Below are 18,892 nucleotides of genomic sequence, written 5' to 3'. Positions count from 1 at the left end.
AGATAAGGGGAGCCCACATAAAATTAATTATGTCAGGACCCATTCGAATATATTTACTTCAACAATAATTCAGCGGTATGGCTGTTAGTCACTAAACCGTTAATATAATTGCCACGCAATGCGCCCAAAATTCCACTGTATTTCTCTTCACCCATTGCAATGCCAATTGAGTAGCGCGCCTGCTTTAATTTATTGGTTTCAATGGAAAGTGTTTTTTCACTCATATTGGTTTCTACCGTCACGCCGTTGATATCGTAAAAGCGCGAGCAAATGTCTCCGGCTACCTGACGGGCATGCAGGTCATCGCTCTCTTCGCTGCCGTAAAAGGCGTGCCAGTTGGCGCCATCACGTATTGCCGGAGATCCAATCCCGACCAGCGCGATGTCCAGATTATCCCAATAAGCGGAAATCGATTTGAAATGTTGGGACTGCATAATGCCATTGCGAATGAGCGGGTTCTCCAGCAGCGCCGGGAAATCGGCCAGATGCGATTCCCCCTTGAGCTTTGCCGCTGCGCCGTAGGTCAGCGTATTAACGTGGTAGCGGCTTTCAAGCTTGCCGGATGGCCCGCCAATAATCGGCACGCAGATCAGCTGACGTGACTGACTGGCAGGGGATAATCCTTCAACAAGTCCCCGCACCGCGCGGCCCCATGAGAACCCAATAATGTCGCCGGGTTCCAGTAAGCGTTCCAGCAACTGTGCGCCGTGCACACCCATCATCGCGAGTTGTTCGTCTTCCTGTTCGCTGTCGCATGAGACCACCACCGCCTCTTTCAGGCCAAATTTCTGTTTTAGCTGCTGTTCCAGCCACAGATTTTCGTTGTAGTCGTAATTAATGGCGATGGTGACGATACCCTGCTCGCGTCCACGTTTTAGCAAACGGCTGATGGTGGTGCGGTAAATACCCAGCTCGCGGGCGATTTGCGCTTGTGTCATATCCTGTTCGTAATACAGCTGCGCTATCTTTACGATCAGGCGGATATCATCGCTGTTTTCCGTCGCCATTTTTGGACTCCTGCACATTTGTGCAAATCACGAAATTGTCTTCTTGATCTGATATAACCCTAACTGTTCTCCATCTCAAAGCTATTTTCACTTATTTCAGCGCCCTGTAATGACCGATTGTGTTGCACATTTGATGTGGTGATGGCGTGTTGTTGGCACAGATGTGCTTATCTCTCTAATGTATTGATTCTGCTTGTTTTCACCCAACAAAATTGCAGGGATGGATCGCTGACACTTTTGTGTCAAAAGGTGTGACGGATCACAAATAGCGCGTGGGCAGTCGAACACGATTATTTTTTATCGTCCGCAAGGTAGGGTATATTTCGCTTTTAATACACAAAAGCATTCAAGTTGTATCAAGGCGGCAAGGGAACGAATTCCTGGGAGCATAGATAACTATGTGACCAGGGTGAGTGAGGGCAGCCAACGCAGAGACGGCTTGAAGGATGAAGTGTATACAGGAGAAATTATGCTGCCCGACTCATCCATCCGATTAAATAAATACATCAGTGAAAGCGGAATCTGCTCGCGTCGCGAGGCGGATCGCTTTATCGAACAAGGGAATGTCTTCCTGAATGGTAAACGCGCCACCATTGGCGATCAGGTGATGCCTGGCGACGTCGTAAAAGTGAATGGTCGGTTGATTGAGCCGCGTGAAGCGGAGGATCTGGTTTTTATCGCGCTGAACAAGCCGGTAGGAATTGTCAGCACCACCGAAGACAGCGAACGCGACAACATTGTTGATTTCGTGAATCACAGCAAACGCGTGTTCCCCATCGGTCGTCTGGACAAAGATTCCCAGGGACTGATCTTTCTGACTAACCACGGCGACCTGGTGAATAAAATCCTGCGTGCCGGTAACGATCACGAAAAAGAGTATCTGGTGACGGTCGATAAGCCCGTAACCGACGACTTTATTCGTGGGATGGGAGCCGGTGTGCCAATCCTCGGCACCGTCACCAAAAAATGTAAGGTCAAGAAAGAAGCGCCGTTTGTGTTTCGCATCACGCTGATTCAGGGGCTTAACCGTCAGATCCGTCGTATGTGCGAACACTTTGGCTATGAAGTTACCAAGCTTGAGCGCACACGCATCATGAACGTGAGTTTGTCCGGCCTGCCGCTGGGAGAATGGCGTGACCTGACGGATGACGAACTGATCGATCTGTTCAAGCTGATTGAGAATTCTTCTTCAGAAGCTAAACCGAAGGCGAAAGCGAAGCCAAAAGCTGCCACCGCAGGCATCAAGCGCCCGGTAGTGAAAATCGAAAAATCGGCGGAGAAAGAGAAATCGCGCCCGGCGGCAAACGGGAAGCGTTTTACCTCGCCGGGGCGTAAGAAGAAAGGACGTTAACGTCTGCCGCGCGTTGGCGTATTCGCCGACCAGGAGAATGACGCCTCTGAATCCGGTTTATAAGCCTGCTTTTTCTTCAACTGGCGGGCTTTTTTAGCTTCGGCTTCGCGCAAGGCCATCAGTTTATCGATGTACTCTTTCTTGATGCTGTTGGTCTCTGCGTTGGTCAGTAGTCGACCATGCGCAATGCGTGCGCGGTCAAGCAGCGTTTTCAGTTCACGCTGTTCGCGCTCGGTCATCTCTTTTTGGGTAATGCGGGGGAGTGCCATACGGGTGCCCTCTGTTAGCCGATATTCTCAGTGTACGGTAATCCTGGTCAGGCTGATAGCGCTCAATAGGCAATACGCAATTTCCCGCCAAAGTCCTGCTGGGTATAACCCGTTGTTTTGAATCCTTTATCCGTGATGATGCTATCGATTTCTTTTAACGTGGCGATACACATCACCCCATCCTGACCAAATTTTGTATGGTCGGCAAGAATTACCGACTTTTTACTCATAGCAATCATTGATTTGGCAACATAGGCTTCATCGAAGCTTTTCACCAGCACACCATGTTGAGGTGAAATACCACCCGCGCCGATGAAGCAGATATCTGCGTGAATAGTGTTTATTTGCTGACAAACGGAGACGCCGAGATTGGCGCGGAAATGGTAGTCATATTCACCGCCTAATACATAAACGCGCGCTTTGAGATTATGTTCTTTGATTTTATCGGCAATCAAGGCTGAATTAGTAATAACGGAATAGGCCAGAGGAGGTAATTGTTCGGCCAGAATAAGATTGGTTGTGCAGGAATCAATGAATAGAGTGTCGTGCTCGCTGACCATCCCGGCGGCAAGTTTACCAATTGCCATTTTTTCTTCGCGGTGTATATCAATCCGCGCGCCAAACTCATCTTCCTGAACGACCTGTTTTTTGACCGCCCCGCCATGGATTTTGGTAATTTGTCCTTCGGACTCCAGTATCGAGAGGTCACGGCGAATGGTCTCTGATGTAACTTTTAGCGTTTCCGATAATTTGATGACTGTGACTTCACCGAACTTATTTAATTCATCAAGAATATGTTTTCTTCTTTTAATCGGGTTCATTATTTTCCGCCAATGTCGTGCTTTGGCGCATGGTAACTGGATGCGCAAAGCAACGCAACCACTCCAGCGCACAGACAATACCTTCATCATCATTAGAGGCCGTCACATAGCTGGCGTGTTGTTTTACTGCATCAGGCGCATTGCCCATGGCGATACCGATGTTCGCAGCGGTAAACATACTGATATCGTTCTGCTGATCGCCAATCGCCGTAACCTGTTCGGTCGCTATATTTAGCTGTTGCCTTAACATGTTTATAGCATAGCCTTTGTTTATTTCAGTTCGTTGGATGTCAATATAATTCCCCCCGGTGATTGTCGCCATATAACCACAGGGCAATTCATTAATCATTGCCGTACATAATGCATTTATTTTTGATTGTTCTGCCACTAATGTGATCTTATAAATGTCATGCTGATTAAAAATATATTCAGGCGCTGCCGAAATAAAGGGTAGCTCAAATAAGTTGGCCTCATAAGTCGTCCATGGTGCCACGAGTCGGTCATCACGATGATAAATAGCATCGGCGCTAAAAAAATGATGGGGGTAGCAGGAAAGAGAAATAGATCGGTTAATCTCCCGGAGATCCATGCAAGAGAGTGTCGCAGTATGAATAATATGCTGCGACGTCATCTCCAGAATTTGCCCACCGTTAAAACCGGCGCACCAGGCAAACAATTTATCTACCTGTTGCTGTTGTAACAGGCGCACCATAGAGGAGACCGGCCTGGCGGAACAGGCTGCCAGCAGACCGCCACGCTGGCGGAACTCAATCAGCGCCTGACGCGTGCGCGGGCTGATTGTTTTCTGCGATGTCAGTAACGTTCCATCCAGATCGGTCACCAGCAACATTTCTCTTTCCTCTGCGTTTACTGAGCAATAAACGGCGTGACGGCCTCTTTGGCGGCGTTGCAGACCATATTGTCGATTGCCGTACCGACGACCAGAATATTGACCCCGGTATCTTTAAACGCTTTGGCGTTGGCGAGGTTAATACCGCCTTCTGCCAGCGTCGGTACATCAACCGCGCCAACCAGCGCTCGCAGCCTTTCTTTAATGGCCTGTGGAATGTCGCCTGCGGCTACGCCTTCATAGCTCATACCGGTCATCAGGCCGATCATATCGACGCCAATTTCCTGCATCCGCTTCGCCACGCTGGAAACCTCTTCCGGCGTGCGCGCAGGAATACCGAAAGTATGCAGATCGTCCGGGTGACCAATATAGGCGTCAACGGTCAGACCATATTGATGGGCGAGATTAACGATATCCTGCAGATCGTCCCAGTCGGATTTATGCGTGTGCAAACCATCGGCTCCGGCACGGGCAATTTCCAGAATCTCAGTGTCACTGAGCGGCACGGGCAAGGTTTCGGTAAAACCTCCCGCAATACCTACGGTAATGAAAATATCGTCAGGAACCACGTTACGCACGCCGTGTACCGCTTCAGCCATTTGCCCGTTGGTGATTTCATGGCGGATCTGCTCTGCTGCATGCATATTGCTCACGCCTTTGTGTCCACGCGCCAGCGCCAGTGCCGGGTGGTTTGGTTCCAGCAGCTTAACGCCTGCCTCACACACCGCTTTCGCCAGACGCGCATCGTCGCCAGTGATCCCCGTACTGAGGATGGTTTGTCCGCCGTGGAGCGCAATGGCATCTTTCACTTTCTGTAACGCTTTGGCGCGTTTTTTATTCATATCGCCTTTAAACATGGTGTACCTCTGGTGTTGGTGCATTAATTAACGGGCTGACGCTGCAGGTTCGCTCTGTACGACAGCCTTAAAACGGTTAGCAATAATGGTGGTAATACAGGTCATCGCCATTGTTGTGATCATCACTATAGCCATCTGAAGCGCATTGCTGGACAAGAACGGCGAGGCAAAAGCGGGAACATAGGCCACGCCTTTAACGTTAAAGAAGCCCAGCATCATGCCGCCCATTCCGGCCCAGAAAATGGCGGAGCCAAAGACAATTTTGTTGGCGAACATGAAGGGATAGGCAGATTCCACGAAGGTTCCGAAACCCAGGTTAATAAGCAGCCCCGGTGTGGCGACGGCGGCTTCACTTTTTTCGCGAGGGGCGATAATGTTGGCAAGGTTAATCCCTGCGGCAACCATCACCAGACCCACCATATCGACTGCGCCGAGGAAGCTTACGCCGGATTTTTCCATCTCCAGCAGAACCAGCGGCAGAATGACCGCGTGGTAGACTCCGCCCAGGATGGCTGGCCAGATAACCAGCCCTGCCAGCAGTCCGGCAAGAACAGGACTGAAAGCCAGAGTGCTTTCGATAGCCAGTTTGATGTAATTGCCTGCCGACAGCGCCAGCGGACTCAGCAGATAGTGCATGATCAACCCGGCGGCAAGACCTGAAATCCCACCGGCGACGATGTTGACGGTGGTCATCGGAAAGCGCCAGTTCAGGCACAGTTCAAACAGCCAACGAACGAAAATCCCGGCCATCAAGCCGCCGATAATCCCGCCGATCAGCCCCCCTTCAACGGACAGCACCCCGGCGACGACCCCGGCAACGATTGAGACTTCATCCAGCTCAGAAATCTGTTTTGCCGCCAGCACGGCAACCAATACCGGCAGGCCTTTCAGCAGGATTTCAAAAATATCGTTAAGTTTTTCCAGACCCGGGATGTGGCTCAGGGCGAGAACAATTGCCATCGCGATAAAGCCAGGCAGCGCAGGGATCATAATGCTGCGAATGTTAAAGCGTTTGAGCAGGCTCTTTCCGGAGCCACCCTGGGAGGGTGAAGCGCTACCCAACTGCGGCTTGTACTTAATGCCCCAGTGTTTACACAGAGACGCCACGAAGGAGACTGCGCGGGTGCGGCTGGTGGTGCCGGTCGTACCCGAGGTTGCGACGACATTTGCCCCTTTTGCGGCCACCAGCGCCATTGACGTTCCGCCGGTGCCAACGATCGGCGTTTTCATTTCAACGGCAGCGGTGAAGACTTCGTGGTTCGCTTTTCCCGGATCGGCGCTCATTACGACGATCCCATCGATCGTGCCGCTACGGATCATCTCAGCAATCTGGCGATCGCTTTCAACTACCGAATCGTTCACTTCTGAAAGTTTGCCCTGAAATATCCTTTGTGGTTTTTGTTGGTTTTCTGTGGTTAATGCAAACACGGATGCCGGTGTGTGGGGTTTGGCAACATCCATCGAGGCTTCCGCCGCGATAAACTGCACGGCGGCAACTTCCACACCTGCGGCTTCGCACTGTTGATAAATTTCCTGGAGTAGCTTCTCTGGCTCTGCGCCACCCAGGTTGTAGAGGTTGCCTCCACTGCTTCCAATAATCGCAATTTTTTTCATAGCGGCCTCAAAGATAGGGTAAAGGGGTTATTTGTGTTGTAGTGGAATCATAATTCCAACTAAAACAAAACAAATCAACATTAAATTAGCGAGGTAAATTGCCATTTGTATGGGGTTTGTTTATTAATTGCTTGAAATAAAAAGAATAAATTAAGATTTTGTTTTGTGTGGATGTTTGTTGTTTTGTGATGGAGTTCAAATGCAGGTAGGGAGAAATGGAGGATGCCTCCTCCATTTATGAAGATTAGTGTTGTTTTACTGCGTGTGGTTTCTCTTCAATCGCCTTACCGGACCAGTACCCCGCAAGCAGCGAACCAGAAAGGTTATGCCAGACGGAGAACAGCGCGCCGGGCAGGGCGGCGAGCGGACCGAAGTAGATTTTGCCCAGCGCAGCGGCGAGGCCGGAGTTCTGCATGCCGACTTCAATCGCCAGTGTGCGGCAGGTGGATTCATCAAAGCCGAACAGTTTCCCGCCCCAGTAGCCGCCAAGCAGGCCAATGGTGTTATGCAGAATAACGGCGATAATCACCACAAAGCCGACCGACGCAATGTGCGATGCAGAACCTGCCACAACAGCGCTGATAATCGCCAGAATGCACACCATAGAAAACGCAGGCAGATACGGTTCTACGGTTTTTACGACGCGTGGGAACAGATGATGAATGACCAGGCCCAAAGCAATCGGAATGACTACGATCTGCAGAATACTTAGCAGCATCCCCATCACATCTACCTGGATATGCGCGTCGACGTAAAGACGGGTGAGCAGCGGCGTGGCGACAACACCGACCAGCGTTGAAACCGATGAAATCGTCACGGAGAGCGCCACATCGCCTTTCGCCAGGTAGATCATTACGTTAGATGCCGTTCCGCTGGCCACGCTACCGACCAGTACCATACCTGCGGACAATTCCGGCGGCATATTAAAAGCCAGCGCCAAAATCCATGCGGCGAGCGGCATCACCAGATAGTGCAGGAAAATACCCGCCGCGACCGGGGCTGGGCGTGAGAGTACGCGTTTAAAATCATCCACCTTCAGGTGCACGCCCATGCCGAACATAATCAGCATCAGTAACGACGGCACTAATGGCCCGACAGGCGTAAAGGTGGAGGGCGTGTAATACGCAATAACAGAGAGCAGCAGCGCCCATAACGGGAACAGCCGCGTGAGAGTAGCGAGCATATTGTATTCCTTGCGATTTAAAGATGTTGTGTTGTTATAAAAAAGCCGGGTTCGAGCCCGGCTATAGTTATTGTTTATCGCGTGATGGAATATTATTCAAACAAATTATGGTGCAGCTTCTGTACAACCTGCTCGGCTTCAGTACCAGGTACCAGGAAGCACAGGTTGTGGCTGGACGCGCCGTAGCAAATCATCCGAATATTGAACGGCTCCAGTACGCCGAACACCTCTTTACCCACGCCACAGGCTTTGGACAGGTCATTGCCAATCAACGCCACCAGCGCCAGGCCTTCTTCCACTTCAACCCGACACAGGGCAGACAGTTCCATCAGCAGAGACTGTGTTAACAGTGTATCGCCGGTGGACGTTGAACCAGTGGTATCCAGCGTCAGCGCCACGCTGACTTCGGATGTGGTAATTAAATCGACCGAGATATTGTGACGTGCCAGGATGCCGAACACTTCCGCCAAAAAGCCGCGAGAGTGCAGCATATTCAGGCTATGCAGTGTCAGCAGCGTCTGCTTACGGCGTAGCGCCAGCGCACGGAACAGCGGTGGATTCGCGGTTTTATTGCAGACCAGCGTACCGCCTGCTTTTGGATCCTTACTGGAGCCCACAAACACCGGAATATCGCTACGTACGGCTGGCAACAGGGTTGCCGGGTGCAGAACTTTCGCGCCAAAGGTCGCCATTTCCGCGGCCTCTTCAAAGGCAATTTCATCAATACGCTGCGCAGCCGGAACCACGCGCGGATCGGTAGTGTAGATGCCGGGAACGTCGGTCCAGATATCAACGCGCGTTGCGTGCAGGGCTTCTGCAAGTAAGGCGGCGGTATAATCGCTGCCGCCGCGTCCCAGCGTGGTGGTGCGGCCCTTGCCTTCACTGCCGATAAAGCCCTGAGTAATCACCAGACCTTCGCTTAGACGCGGGGCCAACTGGAGCGTCGCCAGTTCAGCCAGCGCCGTGACGTCGGGTTCTGCACGACCAAAACGATCGTTAGTGCGCATCACTTTACGCACGTCAAACCACTGCGCCTGCACGTTGCGTTCACGCAGGATCTCGACGAACAGCAGGGTAGACATCAGTTCACCGTGGCTGACCAGTTCGTCGGTCAGCGCGGTTGAGGTCGCCAGTGACGCCGCTTCTGCCAGTGTGGTGATGTTTTCCAGCAGACGTTCGATCTCTTCACGGATCACGTTTGGATAACGCAGGCGTTCCAGAATATTGAACTGAATTTGACGAATGGCATCGAGTTTTTCGAAGCGCGCGGTTGGCTCCAGCCCTTCAGCCAGTGCGACCAGCAGGTTGGTGATTCCCGCAGAAGCGGAAAGTACCACCACACGGACGTTAGCATCAGAAAGCACGACATCAGCGCTGCGATTCATGGCATCAAAATCCGCCACGCTGGTACCACCAAACTTGGAGACAACTACATCAGTCATAACTACCTCGTGTCAGGGAATGAATAGAGCGACCATGGCACAAAGGAAACTGGTGCAGGCGCAAATGCAAATACCGTATTTATAAATAAAATGTGTAGCTTGCACTGTCAACGCTGGGATTATGCGGATTTTTCATGCTGCAACTGTGTTGAGTAACGGTACTAATAACAACGCTGATAACCGCTATACTTTTTAGCCACGTTTGGCGGATGCCCTGGCAATGGCATTAAAACAATCACACTTTTCTGTGACTGGCGTTACAATCGATCTCAGTCACAATTCTCAAAATCAGAAGAGTATTGCTAATGAAAAACATCAATCCAACGCAGACCTCAGCCTGGCAGGCACTACAAAAACACTTTGAAGAAATGAAAGACGTTACTATCGCGGATCTGTTCGCGAAAGATAGCGATCGTTTCACGAAGTTTTCCGCGACGTTTGACGATCTGATGCTGGTGGATTTCTCCAAAAACCGCATCACTGAAGAGACGCTGGCTAAACTGCAGGATCTGGCGAAAGAAACCGATTTGGCCGGTGCCATCAAGTCCATGTTCTCCGGTGAGAAAATCAACCGTACTGAAGACCGTGCCGTGCTGCACGTGGCGCTGCGCAACCGTAGCAATACGCCTATCATCGTTGACGGCAAAGATGTGATGCCGGAAGTGAATGCGGTACTGGAGAAGATGAAATCTTTCTCTGAAGCGATCATCTCCGGAAGCTGGAAAGGCTATACCGGCAAAGCCATTACTGATGTCGTGAACATTGGTATCGGCGGCTCTGACCTCGGCCCGTTCATGGTGACCGAAGCGCTGCGTCCGTACAAAAATCACCTGAACATGCACTTTGTGTCTAACGTCGATGGTACGCACATCGCCGAAGTGCTGAAAAAAGTGAATCCGGAAACCACGCTGTTCCTGGTCGCTTCCAAAACTTTCACCACCCAGGAAACCATGACCAACGCCCACAGCGCGCGCGACTGGTTCCTGGCGACCGCTGGCGACAACAAGCACGTAGCCAAACACTTCGCAGCGCTCTCCACTAACAGTAAAGCGGTTGGCGAGTTCGGTATTGATACTGCCAATATGTTCGAGTTCTGGGACTGGGTTGGCGGTCGTTACTCCCTGTGGTCTGCCATTGGTCTGTCCATCATCCTGTCCGTAGGCTTCGACAACTTTGTTGAGCTGCTCTCCGGCGCGCATGCGATGGACAAACACTTCTCCACCACCCCGGCTGAGAAAAACCTGCCGGTGCTGCTGGCGCTGATCGGTATCTGGTACAACAACTTCTTCGGTGCTGAAACCGAAGCGATTCTGCCGTATGACCAGTATATGCACCGTTTCGCGGCCTACTTCCAGCAGGGCAACATGGAATCCAACGGTAAATACGTTGACCGTAACGGCAACGCAGTGGATTACCAGACTGGCCCAATCATCTGGGGTGAGCCGGGCACTAACGGCCAGCATGCGTTCTACCAGCTGATTCACCAGGGCACCAAAATGGTTCCGTGCGATTTCATCGCGCCGGCAATCACCCACAACCCGCTGTCGGATCACCATCCGAAACTGCTGTCTAACTTCTTCGCGCAAACCGAAGCGCTGGCTTTTGGTAAATCTCGTGAAGTGGTTGAGCAGGAATATCGCGACCAGGGTAAAGATCCGGCTACGCTTGAGCACGTTGTGCCGTTCAAAGTGTTCGAAGGTAACCGTCCAACGAACTCCATCCTGCTGCGCGAAATCACGCCGTTCAGCCTGGGTGCGTTGATTGCGCTGTACGAGCACAAAATCTTCACTCAGGGCGCGATCCTGAACATCTTCACCTTTGACCAGTGGGGCGTTGAGCTGGGCAAACAGCTGGCGAATCGCATTCTGCCAGAGCTGAACGATGATAAAACTGTTTCTTCCCATGATGTTTCTACTAATGGGTTGATTAACCGTTATAAGTCCTGGCGCTAATCTGCTTCTTCCTTCGAACCGCAGCGGTGTTGGCTGCGTTCGTTAACCCCGGTCACATAGCTATCTATGCTCCCGGGGATTAACGATCTTGCCGCCTTGCTGCAATTCGAATGAATTTGCAGATTACCTGTGATAGAAGCTGATATTATTATCAGCTTTTTTTATAAGATAATTCCACTTCTCCACCTTATTACCTAAAAATTTAATTGAGCTTAATCCTAAAATAATATGTTCAACGTTCTCCTGTTTCTGATGTTTTAAGATTTACCGGATGCTGTGTTTTCACTATTATATCTTAACTCTTTGAATTTAATTGTTTTTATTATTTATTGTTAATCGTTTTCTCTCTCGCTATCTAATTATCCTAAATTCCCCTGTGGCGTAATTTGAACACTTTGGCTTGTGTATACTCGATCTCGCCCGAAATTCTTTTGGGTAAATCTCCATTCATGCAATGAAGGGAATTTGTGATGAAAAAAGTTGTGTATGGCCTTTGGGCTATATCTGCGCTTGCGGCGACGTCTGTCTATGCCGCCCCCGTTCAGGTGGGTGAGGCTGCAGGGTCGGCTGCTGCGTCGGTTTCGGCGGGAAGTTCCTCCGCGACCAGCGTGAGCACCGTAAGTTCCGCGGTGGGGGTTGCCCTGGCGGCAACCGGTGGCGGCGATGGTTCTAATACCGGAACCACCACCACGACAACCACCAGTACCCAGTAATACCGGTACGTTTAATTCTAACCACACTTCGGTGTGGTTATTTTGCCTCTCTGGAGAAACGTCGTGAAGCGACCCGCGCTCATAATGGTTTGTCTGTTACTACAGGCGTGCTCAGCCACCACCGAAGGTTTGGGGCATTCGCTGTGGGATAGCGTATTTGGGACTCCCGGCGTACAGATGACGGATGATGAAATCCAAAATATGCCTTACGCCAGCCAGTATATGCAGCTCAACGGCGGTCCCCAGCTGTTTGTGGTACTCGCGTTTGCGGAAAACGGACAGCAGAAATGGGTGACTCAGGATCGGGCCATTCTCGTGACGCAACATGGGCGACTGGTGAAAACACAGCTCGACGGAGACAACCTCATCGAGGTGAATAATCTGGCTGCCGACCCGCTCAGTAAGCCCAATCAGATAGTCGATGGCGCAACGTGGTCCCGTACGATGGGCTGGACCGAGCATCAGAAGGTACGCTATGCCACCGCCCGCTCGGTTTTCACATGGGATGGCGCTGACACCATCAAGGTCGGCAGAGATGAAACGCCGGTACGCATCCTCGATGAAGACGTCACCACCGATCAAACGCGCTGGCATAACCGCTACTGGGTAGACAGTGACGGCATGATTCGCCAGTCAGAACAGTATCTTGGCGCAGGTTTCTTCCCGGTGAAAACTACGCTGATTAAGGCGGCAAAATCATGATGAAACGAATGATTACCGCACTGACCTTCAGCCTGTGTGCGGCATCTGTTTTTGCTGCGGGCAGTGTAAAAGTGATCACGACAGGCAGCACCGAAGCAAAAACGCTGACCGGCGCGGAGCATTTGGTCGATCTGGTGGGTCAACCGAAGCTGGCGAATAGCTGGTGGCCAGGCGCGGTGATTGGCGAAGAGCGGGCAACGGCTGAGGCGCAACGTCAGCAGCAGGCATTATTGGATCGTCTGGCGACGTTGAGTGCTGGAGAAAGCGGTGATGATGCCGCGGCTATCAACGCGTTACGCCAGCAAATTCAGGCGCTGAAGGTGACCGGCAGACAGACGATTAATCTCGACCCGGATGTTGTACGCGTCAGCGAGCGAGGCAACCCGCCGCTGCAGGGCAATTACACGCTGTGGGTTGGGCCGCAGCCCACGGATATCACGCTGTTGGGTTTGCTAAGCCACCCGGGTAAACAGCCGTTTATACCCGGACGTGATGTTGCCAGCTATCTCGATGGGCAGCATCGGCTCAGCGGCGCGGATCGTAGCTACGCCTGGGTTGTCTATCCCAACGGACGCATACAAAAAGTGCCGGTCGCCTACTGGAACAAACGTCACATTGAGCCGATGCCCGGCAGCATCATTTTTGTCGGGCTGTCGGACTCTGTCTGGAGCAGCACCCCGGATGAAATCAATGCCGACATTCTTCGCACCCTGACCCAGCGGATACCCGAATAATGAGAAAAACTTATCTGCTCAGCCTGTTGGCGCTGGGGATCAGCGCGGCCTGTCACGGTGAAACGTATCCTGCGCCGATTGGTCCTTCCCAGTCTGATTTTGGCGGCGTGGGGCTGCTGCAAACCCCAACCGCACGCATGGCGCGTGAGGGCGAAATGAGCCTTAACTATCGCGATAACGATCAGTACCGCTATTACTCTGCGTCGGTGCAGCTCTTCCCGTGGCTGGAAACCACCCTGCGCTATACCGATGTGCGTACCAAACAATACAGTAGCGTGGAGTCGTTTTCTGGCGATCAGACTTACAAGGATAAAGCTTTTGATCTCAAACTACGTCTGTGGGAAGAGAGCTACTGGATGCCGCAGGTGGCAGTTGGCGCGCGAGATATTGGCGGAACGGGCCTGTTCGATGCGGAGTATATTGTGGCGAACAAAGCCTGGGGACCGTTTGATTTCTCACTCGGTCTTGGCTGGGGATACCTCGGGACCAGCGGCAACGTCAGCAATCCGTTTTGCTCATACAGCGATAAATTCTGTCATCGCGATAACAGTTACAAGCAGGCGGGTTCCATTGACGGCAGCCAGATGTTCCACGGCCCGGCGTCGCTGTTTGGCGGCGTGGAATATCAGACACCCTGGCAGCCGCTGCGTCTGAAACTGGAGTATGAGGGTAATAATTACCAGCAGGATTTCGCGGGCAAGCTGGATCAGAAGAGCAAGTTTAACGTCGGCGCTATTTATCGCGTCACCGATTGGGCCGACGTTAACCTCAGCTATGAGCGCGGCAATACCTTTATGTTTGGGGTCACGTTGCGGACTAACTTTAACGATCTGCGACCACGCTATAACGACAACGCCCGCCCGAAATATCAGCCACAGCCGCAGGATGCCATCCTGCAACATTCGGTGGTGGCGAATCAGCTAACGCTGCTGAAATATAATGCCGGGCTGGCGGATCCTAACATTCAGGTGCAGGGCGATACGCTGTATGTGACCGGCGAACAGGTGAAATACCGTGATTCGCGCGAAGGGATCGAACGCGCGAACCGGATCGTGATGAACGATCTTCCCGACGGGATCCGCACGATCCGTATTACGGAAAATCGCCTTAACTTGCCGCAGGTGACGACCGAAACGGATGTTTCCAGCCTGAAGCGCCATCTGGAAGGCGAGCCGTTGGGCCATGAGACTCAACTGGCGCAAAAACGCGTTGAGCCCGTAGTGCCGAAAACGACCGAGCAGGGCTGGTATATCGATAAGTCGCGCTTCGATTTCCACATCGATCCGGTGCTTAACCAGTCGGTAGGCGGCCCGGAAAATTTCTATATGTATCAGTTGGGCGTGATGGGCACGGCAGATTGGTGGGTTACCGATCATCTGCTGACCACCGGGAGTTTGTTCGCCAACCTCGCCAATAACTATGACAAGTTTAACTACACCAACCCGCCGCAGGATTCGCATTTACCGCGCGTGCGTACCCATGTGCGTGAGTATGTACAGAACGACGTCTACGTGAATAACCTGCAGGCCAATTACTTCCAGTCACTCGGGAACGGGTTTTACGGACAGGTTTACGGCGGCTATCTGGAGACCATGTATGGCGGGGCGGGCGCGGAAGTATTGTACCGTCCATTGGACAGCAACTGGGCGTTTGGCATTGACGCCAACTACGTGAAACAGCGTGACTGGCGTAGCGCACAGGACATGATGAAATTCACCGACTACAGCGTGAAGACCGGGCATTTGACGGCTTACTGGAATCCTTCGTTTGCTCAGGATGTGCTGGTGAAAGCCAGCGTGGGGCAATATCTGGCGGGGGATAAGGGCGGCACGCTGGAAATTGCGAAACGCTTCGATAGCGGCGTGGTTGTTGGCGGTTATGCGACTATCACTAATGCCTCGCCGGATGAGTACGGCGAGGGTGATTTCACCAAAGGGGTGTACGTTTCAGTGCCGCTGGATCTGTTCTCGTCAGGTCCAACCCGCAGTCGCGCGGCGATAGGCTGGACACCGTTAACGCGTGATGGCGGTCAGCAGCTTGGGCGTAAGTTTGGTCTGTACGATATGACCAGTGACAGGAGTGAGAATTTCCGGTGATGTGAATGTTGATCGCCCGGTGGCGCTACGCTTACCGGGTATCCGGCAAGAACCGTCATGCGAACAAAATATAAACAAAAAATGTAGATCTCTGTCACATTTTTGCGTTATACAGGAACCTCGCCACTGAGTAAGAGGTGCTGTTATGACGTCGCTATCTCGTCCCCGCGTGGAGTTTATCTCCACCATCTTGCAGACCGTGCTGAATCTGGGGCTGCTGAGTCTGGGCCTGATCCTGGTCGTATTCCTCGGGAAAGAAACGCTGCATCTGGCAGATGTGCTGTTCGCGCCGGAACAAACCAGCAAATATGAGCTGGTGGAAGGACTGGTGGTTTACTTTCTGTATTTTGAATTTATCGCACTGATTGTGAAGTACTTTCAGTCAGGGTTTCACTTTCCGCTGCGCTATTTTATCTATATCGGGATCACCGCGATTGTGCGGTTGATCATTGTCGATCATAAAGCACCTATGGATGTGCTTACCTATTCCGCGGCGATCCTGCTGCTGGTGATCACCCTGTGGCTGTGCAACTCGAAGCGGTTGAAGCGAGAGTAAAAAAACAACACGCCGTTGGGGCGGCGTGTTGCATGTCAGGCTTATTGTGCAGAGACGGGCTTGGCTTTCTCTGCTGTGGGTTCCCACAGTTCTTCAAGTTCTTCCAGTGTTTTGCCTTTGGTTTCCGGCACGAACTTCCACATGAACAGCGCCGCCAGGATGCCCATACAACCGTAGATCCAGTAGGAGAAACCGTTGTGGAAATGGGAAACCAGCCAGGAGTTTTTGTCCATCATTGGGAAGGTCCAGGAGACGAAGTAGTTCGCCAGCCACTGGGCCGCAACTGCAATGGCGAGCGCTTTACCGCGAATCGCATTCGGGAAGATTTCTGCCAGCAACACCCAACAAACCGGTCCCCAGGACATGGCGAATGCCGCGACATAAAATAGCATCGACAGCAGCGCCACCAGGCCGGAAGCCTGCGTATAAAATGCAGTGCCGAGGCTGAACATCCCAATTGCCATGCCGAGTGCGCCAATGATCTGCAGCGGTTTGCGACCAAATTTGTCCACAGTCATGATAGCCAGCACGGTGAAGCTCAGGTTGATTACGCCGACAATAATGGTCTGCAATAACGCCACATCGGTGCTGGCCCCAAGCGTTTTGAAGACTTCCGGTGCGTAGTACAGCACGACGTTAATACCGACAAACTGCTGGAAGATGGATAACATCACGCCGATAACGATCACGCCCGCACCAAACATCAACAGGCGACCACCGGTTTTGCGCCCATGCTCGAGTGACTGATTAATCTCCTGCATGGCCTGAGTGGCGAGAGTGCTACCCATAATCTTGCGCAGAATACCTTCTGCTTGTTCGTGTCTGCCACGCGCCATCAGCCAACGTGGGCTTTCTGGTACGGTATACAGCAGCAGTAAAAACAGCAGGGCGGGGATACTTTCGGAGGCAAACATATATCGCCAGCCATCGGTATTCAGCCAGTTGGCGTCGCCTGAACGGGCAATAAAATAGTTAACGCAATACACCAGTAACTGGCCAAAAATAATCGCGAATTGGTTAAAGGAAACCAATTTCCCACGAATATGTGCCGGAGCCAACTCAGCAATATACATAGGTGAGAGCATTGAGGCTAAACCTACGCCAATACCACCGATGATGCGATAAATAACGAATTCGGGGACGTATCCTGCTAAATAAACAGGCACAGCATTATCGGGGTTAATGGTGGTGAAACCTAATTCTGGCCATGCGGATCCGATGCCGGAAATAAAAAATAACAGCGCAGCGATTTTCAGCGAATCCCGGCGACCAAAGCGGTTACTACAATACCCGCCCAGCGCACCGCCGATGATGCAGCCAATCAACGCACTGGCGACGCAAAAACCCAACAATGAGTTGGCGGCGGATTCACTTAAGTGTTGTGGAGCGACAAATACGGTATTTAAGGATTCTACCGTTCCGGATATGACCGCAGTGTCGTAACCGAATAATAGTCCTCCTAAAGTTGCGACTAATGTAATCGAAAAAATATAACTGGAATTATATTGAGTGTTCATTCAGACCTGCCTTAGAGGGTACAGCTCTTTTGATCAGTGCTGTGATGGTGAATTTAACAGGCAGGGAAGACAATTATCATTTTTTACATTGCAATTACGTTTTGTCTTTTCTGTGATCTTAATTCCGTTTAATTAGTTTATTTCCAGACGAAAAATAGAATTGCAGTGATGGAGAGCACGAAAGGAAATAATCATAACGGTAATGCAAAATAACATAAAAAAAGGGCGCTCCGTAGAGCGCCGAATAACAGTCACAGGTTGGGATAACATAAGTTGAGGGTTGCAGTGGCATTGCCCGTTGCCGGGCGGGGTAACACAACTACTTTGATGAAACTTAACCTTTCACACCACCCGCGGTCAGGCCGTTGACCAGCCAGCGCTGCGCCAGCAGGAATACCAGCGTGATCGGAATGGCGGAAAGTACAGCTGCGGCGGCAAAGTCGCCCCACAAATAGTTCTGTGGATTGAGGTACTGCTGCATACCTACCGCGAGGGTATAGCTGTTCACATCACGCAGCAGCAGTGACGCGACCGGGACTTCGGTAATAGCGGCAATGAACGACAGAATAAATACCACCGCCAGAATCGGAACGGAAAGCGGTAGCAGCACCAGGCGGAATGCCTGCCACGGCGTTGCGCCATCCAGCGCGGCCGCTTCTTCCAGCGAACCGTCGATGGTTTCGAAATAACCCTTAATCGTCCATACATGCAGTGCAATACCGCCAAGATAGGCGAAGATCACGCCGCCGTGCGTATTCAGGCCGATAAACGGAATGTACTGGCCCAGGCGGTCAAACAACGCGTACAGGGCGACCAGAGACAGTACTGCCGGGAACATCTGGAAAATCAGCATCCCTTTCAGCAGGGTTGCTTTACCCGGGAAACGCATACGGGCAAAGGCGTAAGCACAGGTGGTGGAAAGCGTCACGATACCAATCGCGGTAATGGTGGCCACCTTCACTGAGTTCCACAGCCACAGCAGTACCGGGAACGGCGGCGGCGTCACACGGCCATCTGCGTGCTCAACGCTAAAGCCCAACGCCAGTTTCCAGTGTTCCCAGGAGATGTTTTCCGGGATCAGGCTACCGGTGGCGAAGTTACCTTCGCGCAGCGAAATAGCAATGACCATCAGCAGCGGGAACATGATCGCCGCGATGAAAATCAGTAGCAGAAGGTGCGTGGTCAATAAACGTAGCTTCTGAGATTTGGGTTGGACCATAGCCATATT

The 18,892-nt window shown here is 51.8% G+C and carries 17 protein-coding genes; 7 read left to right on the top strand and 10 right to left on the bottom strand.

The window, feature by feature from the left end; translation table 11 throughout:
• Window positions 1–53 precede the first annotated feature (53 nt).
• Window positions 54–1,007: a sugar-binding transcriptional regulator gene (locus HV041_RS18775; RefSeq protein ID WP_048213950.1), complete on the bottom strand. Its 954-nt coding sequence runs from the start codon at window positions 1,005–1,007 to the stop codon at window positions 54–56.
• Between the two features lie 469 nt (window positions 1,008–1,476).
• On the opposite strand from HV041_RS18775, the gene rluF reads away from it, so the two are divergent.
• Complete coding sequence (gene rluF, locus HV041_RS18770) at window positions 1,477–2,358, top strand: 23S rRNA pseudouridine(2604) synthase RluF (protein ID WP_032948298.1); 882 nt, start codon at window positions 1,477–1,479, stop codon at window positions 2,356–2,358.
• Here the strand turns inward: rluF and HV041_RS18765 are convergent.
• From HV041_RS18765 to lysC, 7 genes are all read right to left on the bottom strand, one after another.
• Window positions 2,355–2,627 (bottom strand): DUF3811 domain-containing protein, encoded by a 273-nt coding sequence (locus tag HV041_RS18765; protein WP_003031655.1) that lies wholly within the window; start codon window positions 2,625–2,627, stop codon window positions 2,355–2,357. The two genes, rluF and HV041_RS18765, sit on opposite strands and share 4 nt — an antisense overlap.
• A gap of 62 nt (window positions 2,628–2,689) precedes the next feature.
• A complete protein-coding gene (locus tag HV041_RS18760; RefSeq protein ID WP_121585320.1) occupies window positions 2,690–3,448 on the bottom strand; it encodes a DeoR/GlpR family DNA-binding transcription regulator in 759 nt (252 codons plus the stop codon).
• The gene (locus HV041_RS18755) at window positions 3,435–4,298 is read right to left on the bottom strand and encodes a Cof-type HAD-IIB family hydrolase (RefSeq protein WP_121585321.1); all 864 of its coding nucleotides are present in this window, start codon (window positions 4,296–4,298) and stop codon (window positions 3,435–3,437) included. Before HV041_RS18755 ends, HV041_RS18760 begins: the two co-directional genes overlap by 14 nt.
• A gap of 17 nt (window positions 4,299–4,315) precedes the next feature.
• Entirely contained in the window at window positions 4,316–5,155 is an 840-nt protein-coding gene (locus tag HV041_RS18750; protein WP_044702272.1) for a histidine biosynthesis protein, read from the bottom strand.
• 27 nt (window positions 5,156–5,182) lie between these two features.
• Complete coding sequence (locus tag HV041_RS18745; protein WP_161958614.1) at window positions 5,183–6,769, bottom strand: PTS sugar transporter; 1,587 nt, start codon at window positions 6,767–6,769, stop codon at window positions 5,183–5,185.
• A 244-nt stretch (window positions 6,770–7,013) separates the two neighbouring features.
• Window positions 7,014–7,952, bottom strand: coding sequence for a ketopantoate/pantoate/pantothenate transporter PanS (gene panS / locus HV041_RS18740; RefSeq protein WP_115644073.1), 939 nt, complete (start codon window positions 7,950–7,952; stop codon window positions 7,014–7,016).
• A gap of 92 nt (window positions 7,953–8,044) precedes the next feature.
• Window positions 8,045–9,394 carry a lysine-sensitive aspartokinase 3 gene (gene lysC, locus HV041_RS18735; protein WP_003031667.1) on the bottom strand — a complete coding sequence of 450 codons (1,350 nt, stop codon included), beginning with the start codon at window positions 9,392–9,394 and terminating at the stop codon, window positions 8,045–8,047.
• 305 nt (window positions 9,395–9,699) lie between these two features.
• Here lysC and pgi point away from each other — a divergent pair, with 305 nt between their 5' ends.
• From pgi to psiE, 6 genes are all read left to right on the top strand, one after another.
• Window positions 9,700–11,346, top strand: coding sequence for a glucose-6-phosphate isomerase (gene pgi, locus HV041_RS18730; RefSeq protein ID WP_101742882.1), 1,647 nt, complete (start codon window positions 9,700–9,702; stop codon window positions 11,344–11,346).
• Window positions 11,347–11,816: 470 nt separating this feature from the next.
• Window positions 11,817–12,059: an exopolysaccharide production protein YjbE gene (gene yjbE, locus HV041_RS18725; RefSeq protein WP_040229828.1), complete on the top strand. Its 243-nt coding sequence runs from the start codon at window positions 11,817–11,819 to the stop codon at window positions 12,057–12,059.
• 63 nt (window positions 12,060–12,122) lie between these two features.
• Window positions 12,123–12,761: a YjbF family lipoprotein gene (locus HV041_RS18720; RefSeq protein ID WP_202617555.1), complete on the top strand. Its 639-nt coding sequence runs from the start codon at window positions 12,123–12,125 to the stop codon at window positions 12,759–12,761.
• Window positions 12,758–13,495 carry a capsule biosynthesis GfcC family protein gene (locus HV041_RS18715; protein WP_121585323.1) on the top strand — a complete coding sequence of 246 codons (738 nt, stop codon included), beginning with the start codon at window positions 12,758–12,760 and terminating at the stop codon, window positions 13,493–13,495. The genes HV041_RS18720 and HV041_RS18715 overlap by 4 nt, the downstream gene beginning before the upstream one ends.
• Window positions 13,495–15,591: a YjbH domain-containing protein gene (locus tag HV041_RS18710; RefSeq protein ID WP_121585324.1), complete on the top strand. Its 2,097-nt coding sequence runs from the start codon at window positions 13,495–13,497 to the stop codon at window positions 15,589–15,591. Before HV041_RS18715 ends, HV041_RS18710 begins: the two co-directional genes overlap by 1 nt.
• Before the next feature lie 145 nt (window positions 15,592–15,736).
• Window positions 15,737–16,147: a phosphate-starvation-inducible protein PsiE gene (psiE, locus tag HV041_RS18705; protein WP_048213940.1), complete on the top strand. Its 411-nt coding sequence runs from the start codon at window positions 15,737–15,739 to the stop codon at window positions 16,145–16,147.
• A 41-nt stretch (window positions 16,148–16,188) separates the two neighbouring features.
• Here the strand turns inward: psiE and xylE are convergent, their stop codons facing one another.
• The gene (xylE, locus tag HV041_RS18700; protein WP_048213939.1) at window positions 16,189–17,664 is read right to left on the bottom strand and encodes a D-xylose transporter XylE; all 1,476 of its coding nucleotides are present in this window, start codon (window positions 17,662–17,664) and stop codon (window positions 16,189–16,191) included.
• A 334-nt stretch (window positions 17,665–17,998) separates the two neighbouring features.
• Entirely contained in the window at window positions 17,999–18,889 is an 891-nt protein-coding gene (gene malG, locus HV041_RS18695) for a maltose ABC transporter permease MalG (protein ID WP_016155340.1), read from the bottom strand.
• Between the last annotated feature and the right edge of the window lie 3 nt (window positions 18,890–18,892).

It is taken from the genome of Citrobacter sp. RHBSTW-00029 (assembly GCF_014104295.1).
Lineage (GTDB): Bacteria > Pseudomonadota > Gammaproteobacteria > Enterobacterales > Enterobacteriaceae > Citrobacter > Citrobacter youngae.
This window is presented reverse-complemented; position numbering and strand designations above follow the sequence as displayed.

Coding starts and splice junctions, on each gene's coding strand:
- lysC (WP_003031667.1), bottom strand. CDS start 9,394: ATGACTGATGTAGTTGTCTCCAAGTTTGGTGGTACCAGCGTGGCGGAT.
- malG (WP_016155340.1), bottom strand. CDS start 18,889: ATGGCTATGGTCCAACCCAAATCTCAGAAGCTACGTTTATTGACCACG.
- HV041_RS18765 (WP_003031655.1), bottom strand. CDS start 2,627: ATGGCACTCCCCCGCATTACCCAAAAAGAGATGACCGAGCGCGAACAG.
- HV041_RS18750 (WP_044702272.1), bottom strand. CDS start 5,155: ATGTTTAAAGGCGATATGAATAAAAAACGCGCCAAAGCGTTACAGAAA.
- xylE (WP_048213939.1), bottom strand. CDS start 17,664: ATGAACACTCAATATAATTCCAGTTATATTTTTTCGATTACATTAGTC.
- pgi (WP_101742882.1), top strand. CDS start 9,700: ATGAAAAACATCAATCCAACGCAGACCTCAGCCTGGCAGGCACTACAA.
- HV041_RS18755 (WP_121585321.1), bottom strand. CDS start 4,298: ATGTTGCTGGTGACCGATCTGGATGGAACGTTACTGACATCGCAGAAA.
- HV041_RS18745 (WP_161958614.1), bottom strand. CDS start 6,769: ATGAAAAAAATTGCGATTATTGGAAGCAGTGGAGGCAACCTCTACAAC.
- HV041_RS18715 (WP_121585323.1), top strand. CDS start 12,758: ATGATGAAACGAATGATTACCGCACTGACCTTCAGCCTGTGTGCGGCA.
- psiE (WP_048213940.1), top strand. CDS start 15,737: ATGACGTCGCTATCTCGTCCCCGCGTGGAGTTTATCTCCACCATCTTG.
- yjbE (WP_040229828.1), top strand. CDS start 11,817: ATGAAAAAAGTTGTGTATGGCCTTTGGGCTATATCTGCGCTTGCGGCG.
- HV041_RS18710 (WP_121585324.1), top strand. CDS start 13,495: ATGAGAAAAACTTATCTGCTCAGCCTGTTGGCGCTGGGGATCAGCGCG.
- panS (WP_115644073.1), bottom strand. CDS start 7,952: ATGCTCGCTACTCTCACGCGGCTGTTCCCGTTATGGGCGCTGCTGCTC.
- HV041_RS18760 (WP_121585320.1), bottom strand. CDS start 3,448: ATGAACCCGATTAAAAGAAGAAAACATATTCTTGATGAATTAAATAAG.
- HV041_RS18775 (WP_048213950.1), bottom strand. CDS start 1,007: ATGGCGACGGAAAACAGCGATGATATCCGCCTGATCGTAAAGATAGCG.
- rluF (WP_032948298.1), top strand. CDS start 1,477: ATGCTGCCCGACTCATCCATCCGATTAAATAAATACATCAGTGAAAGC.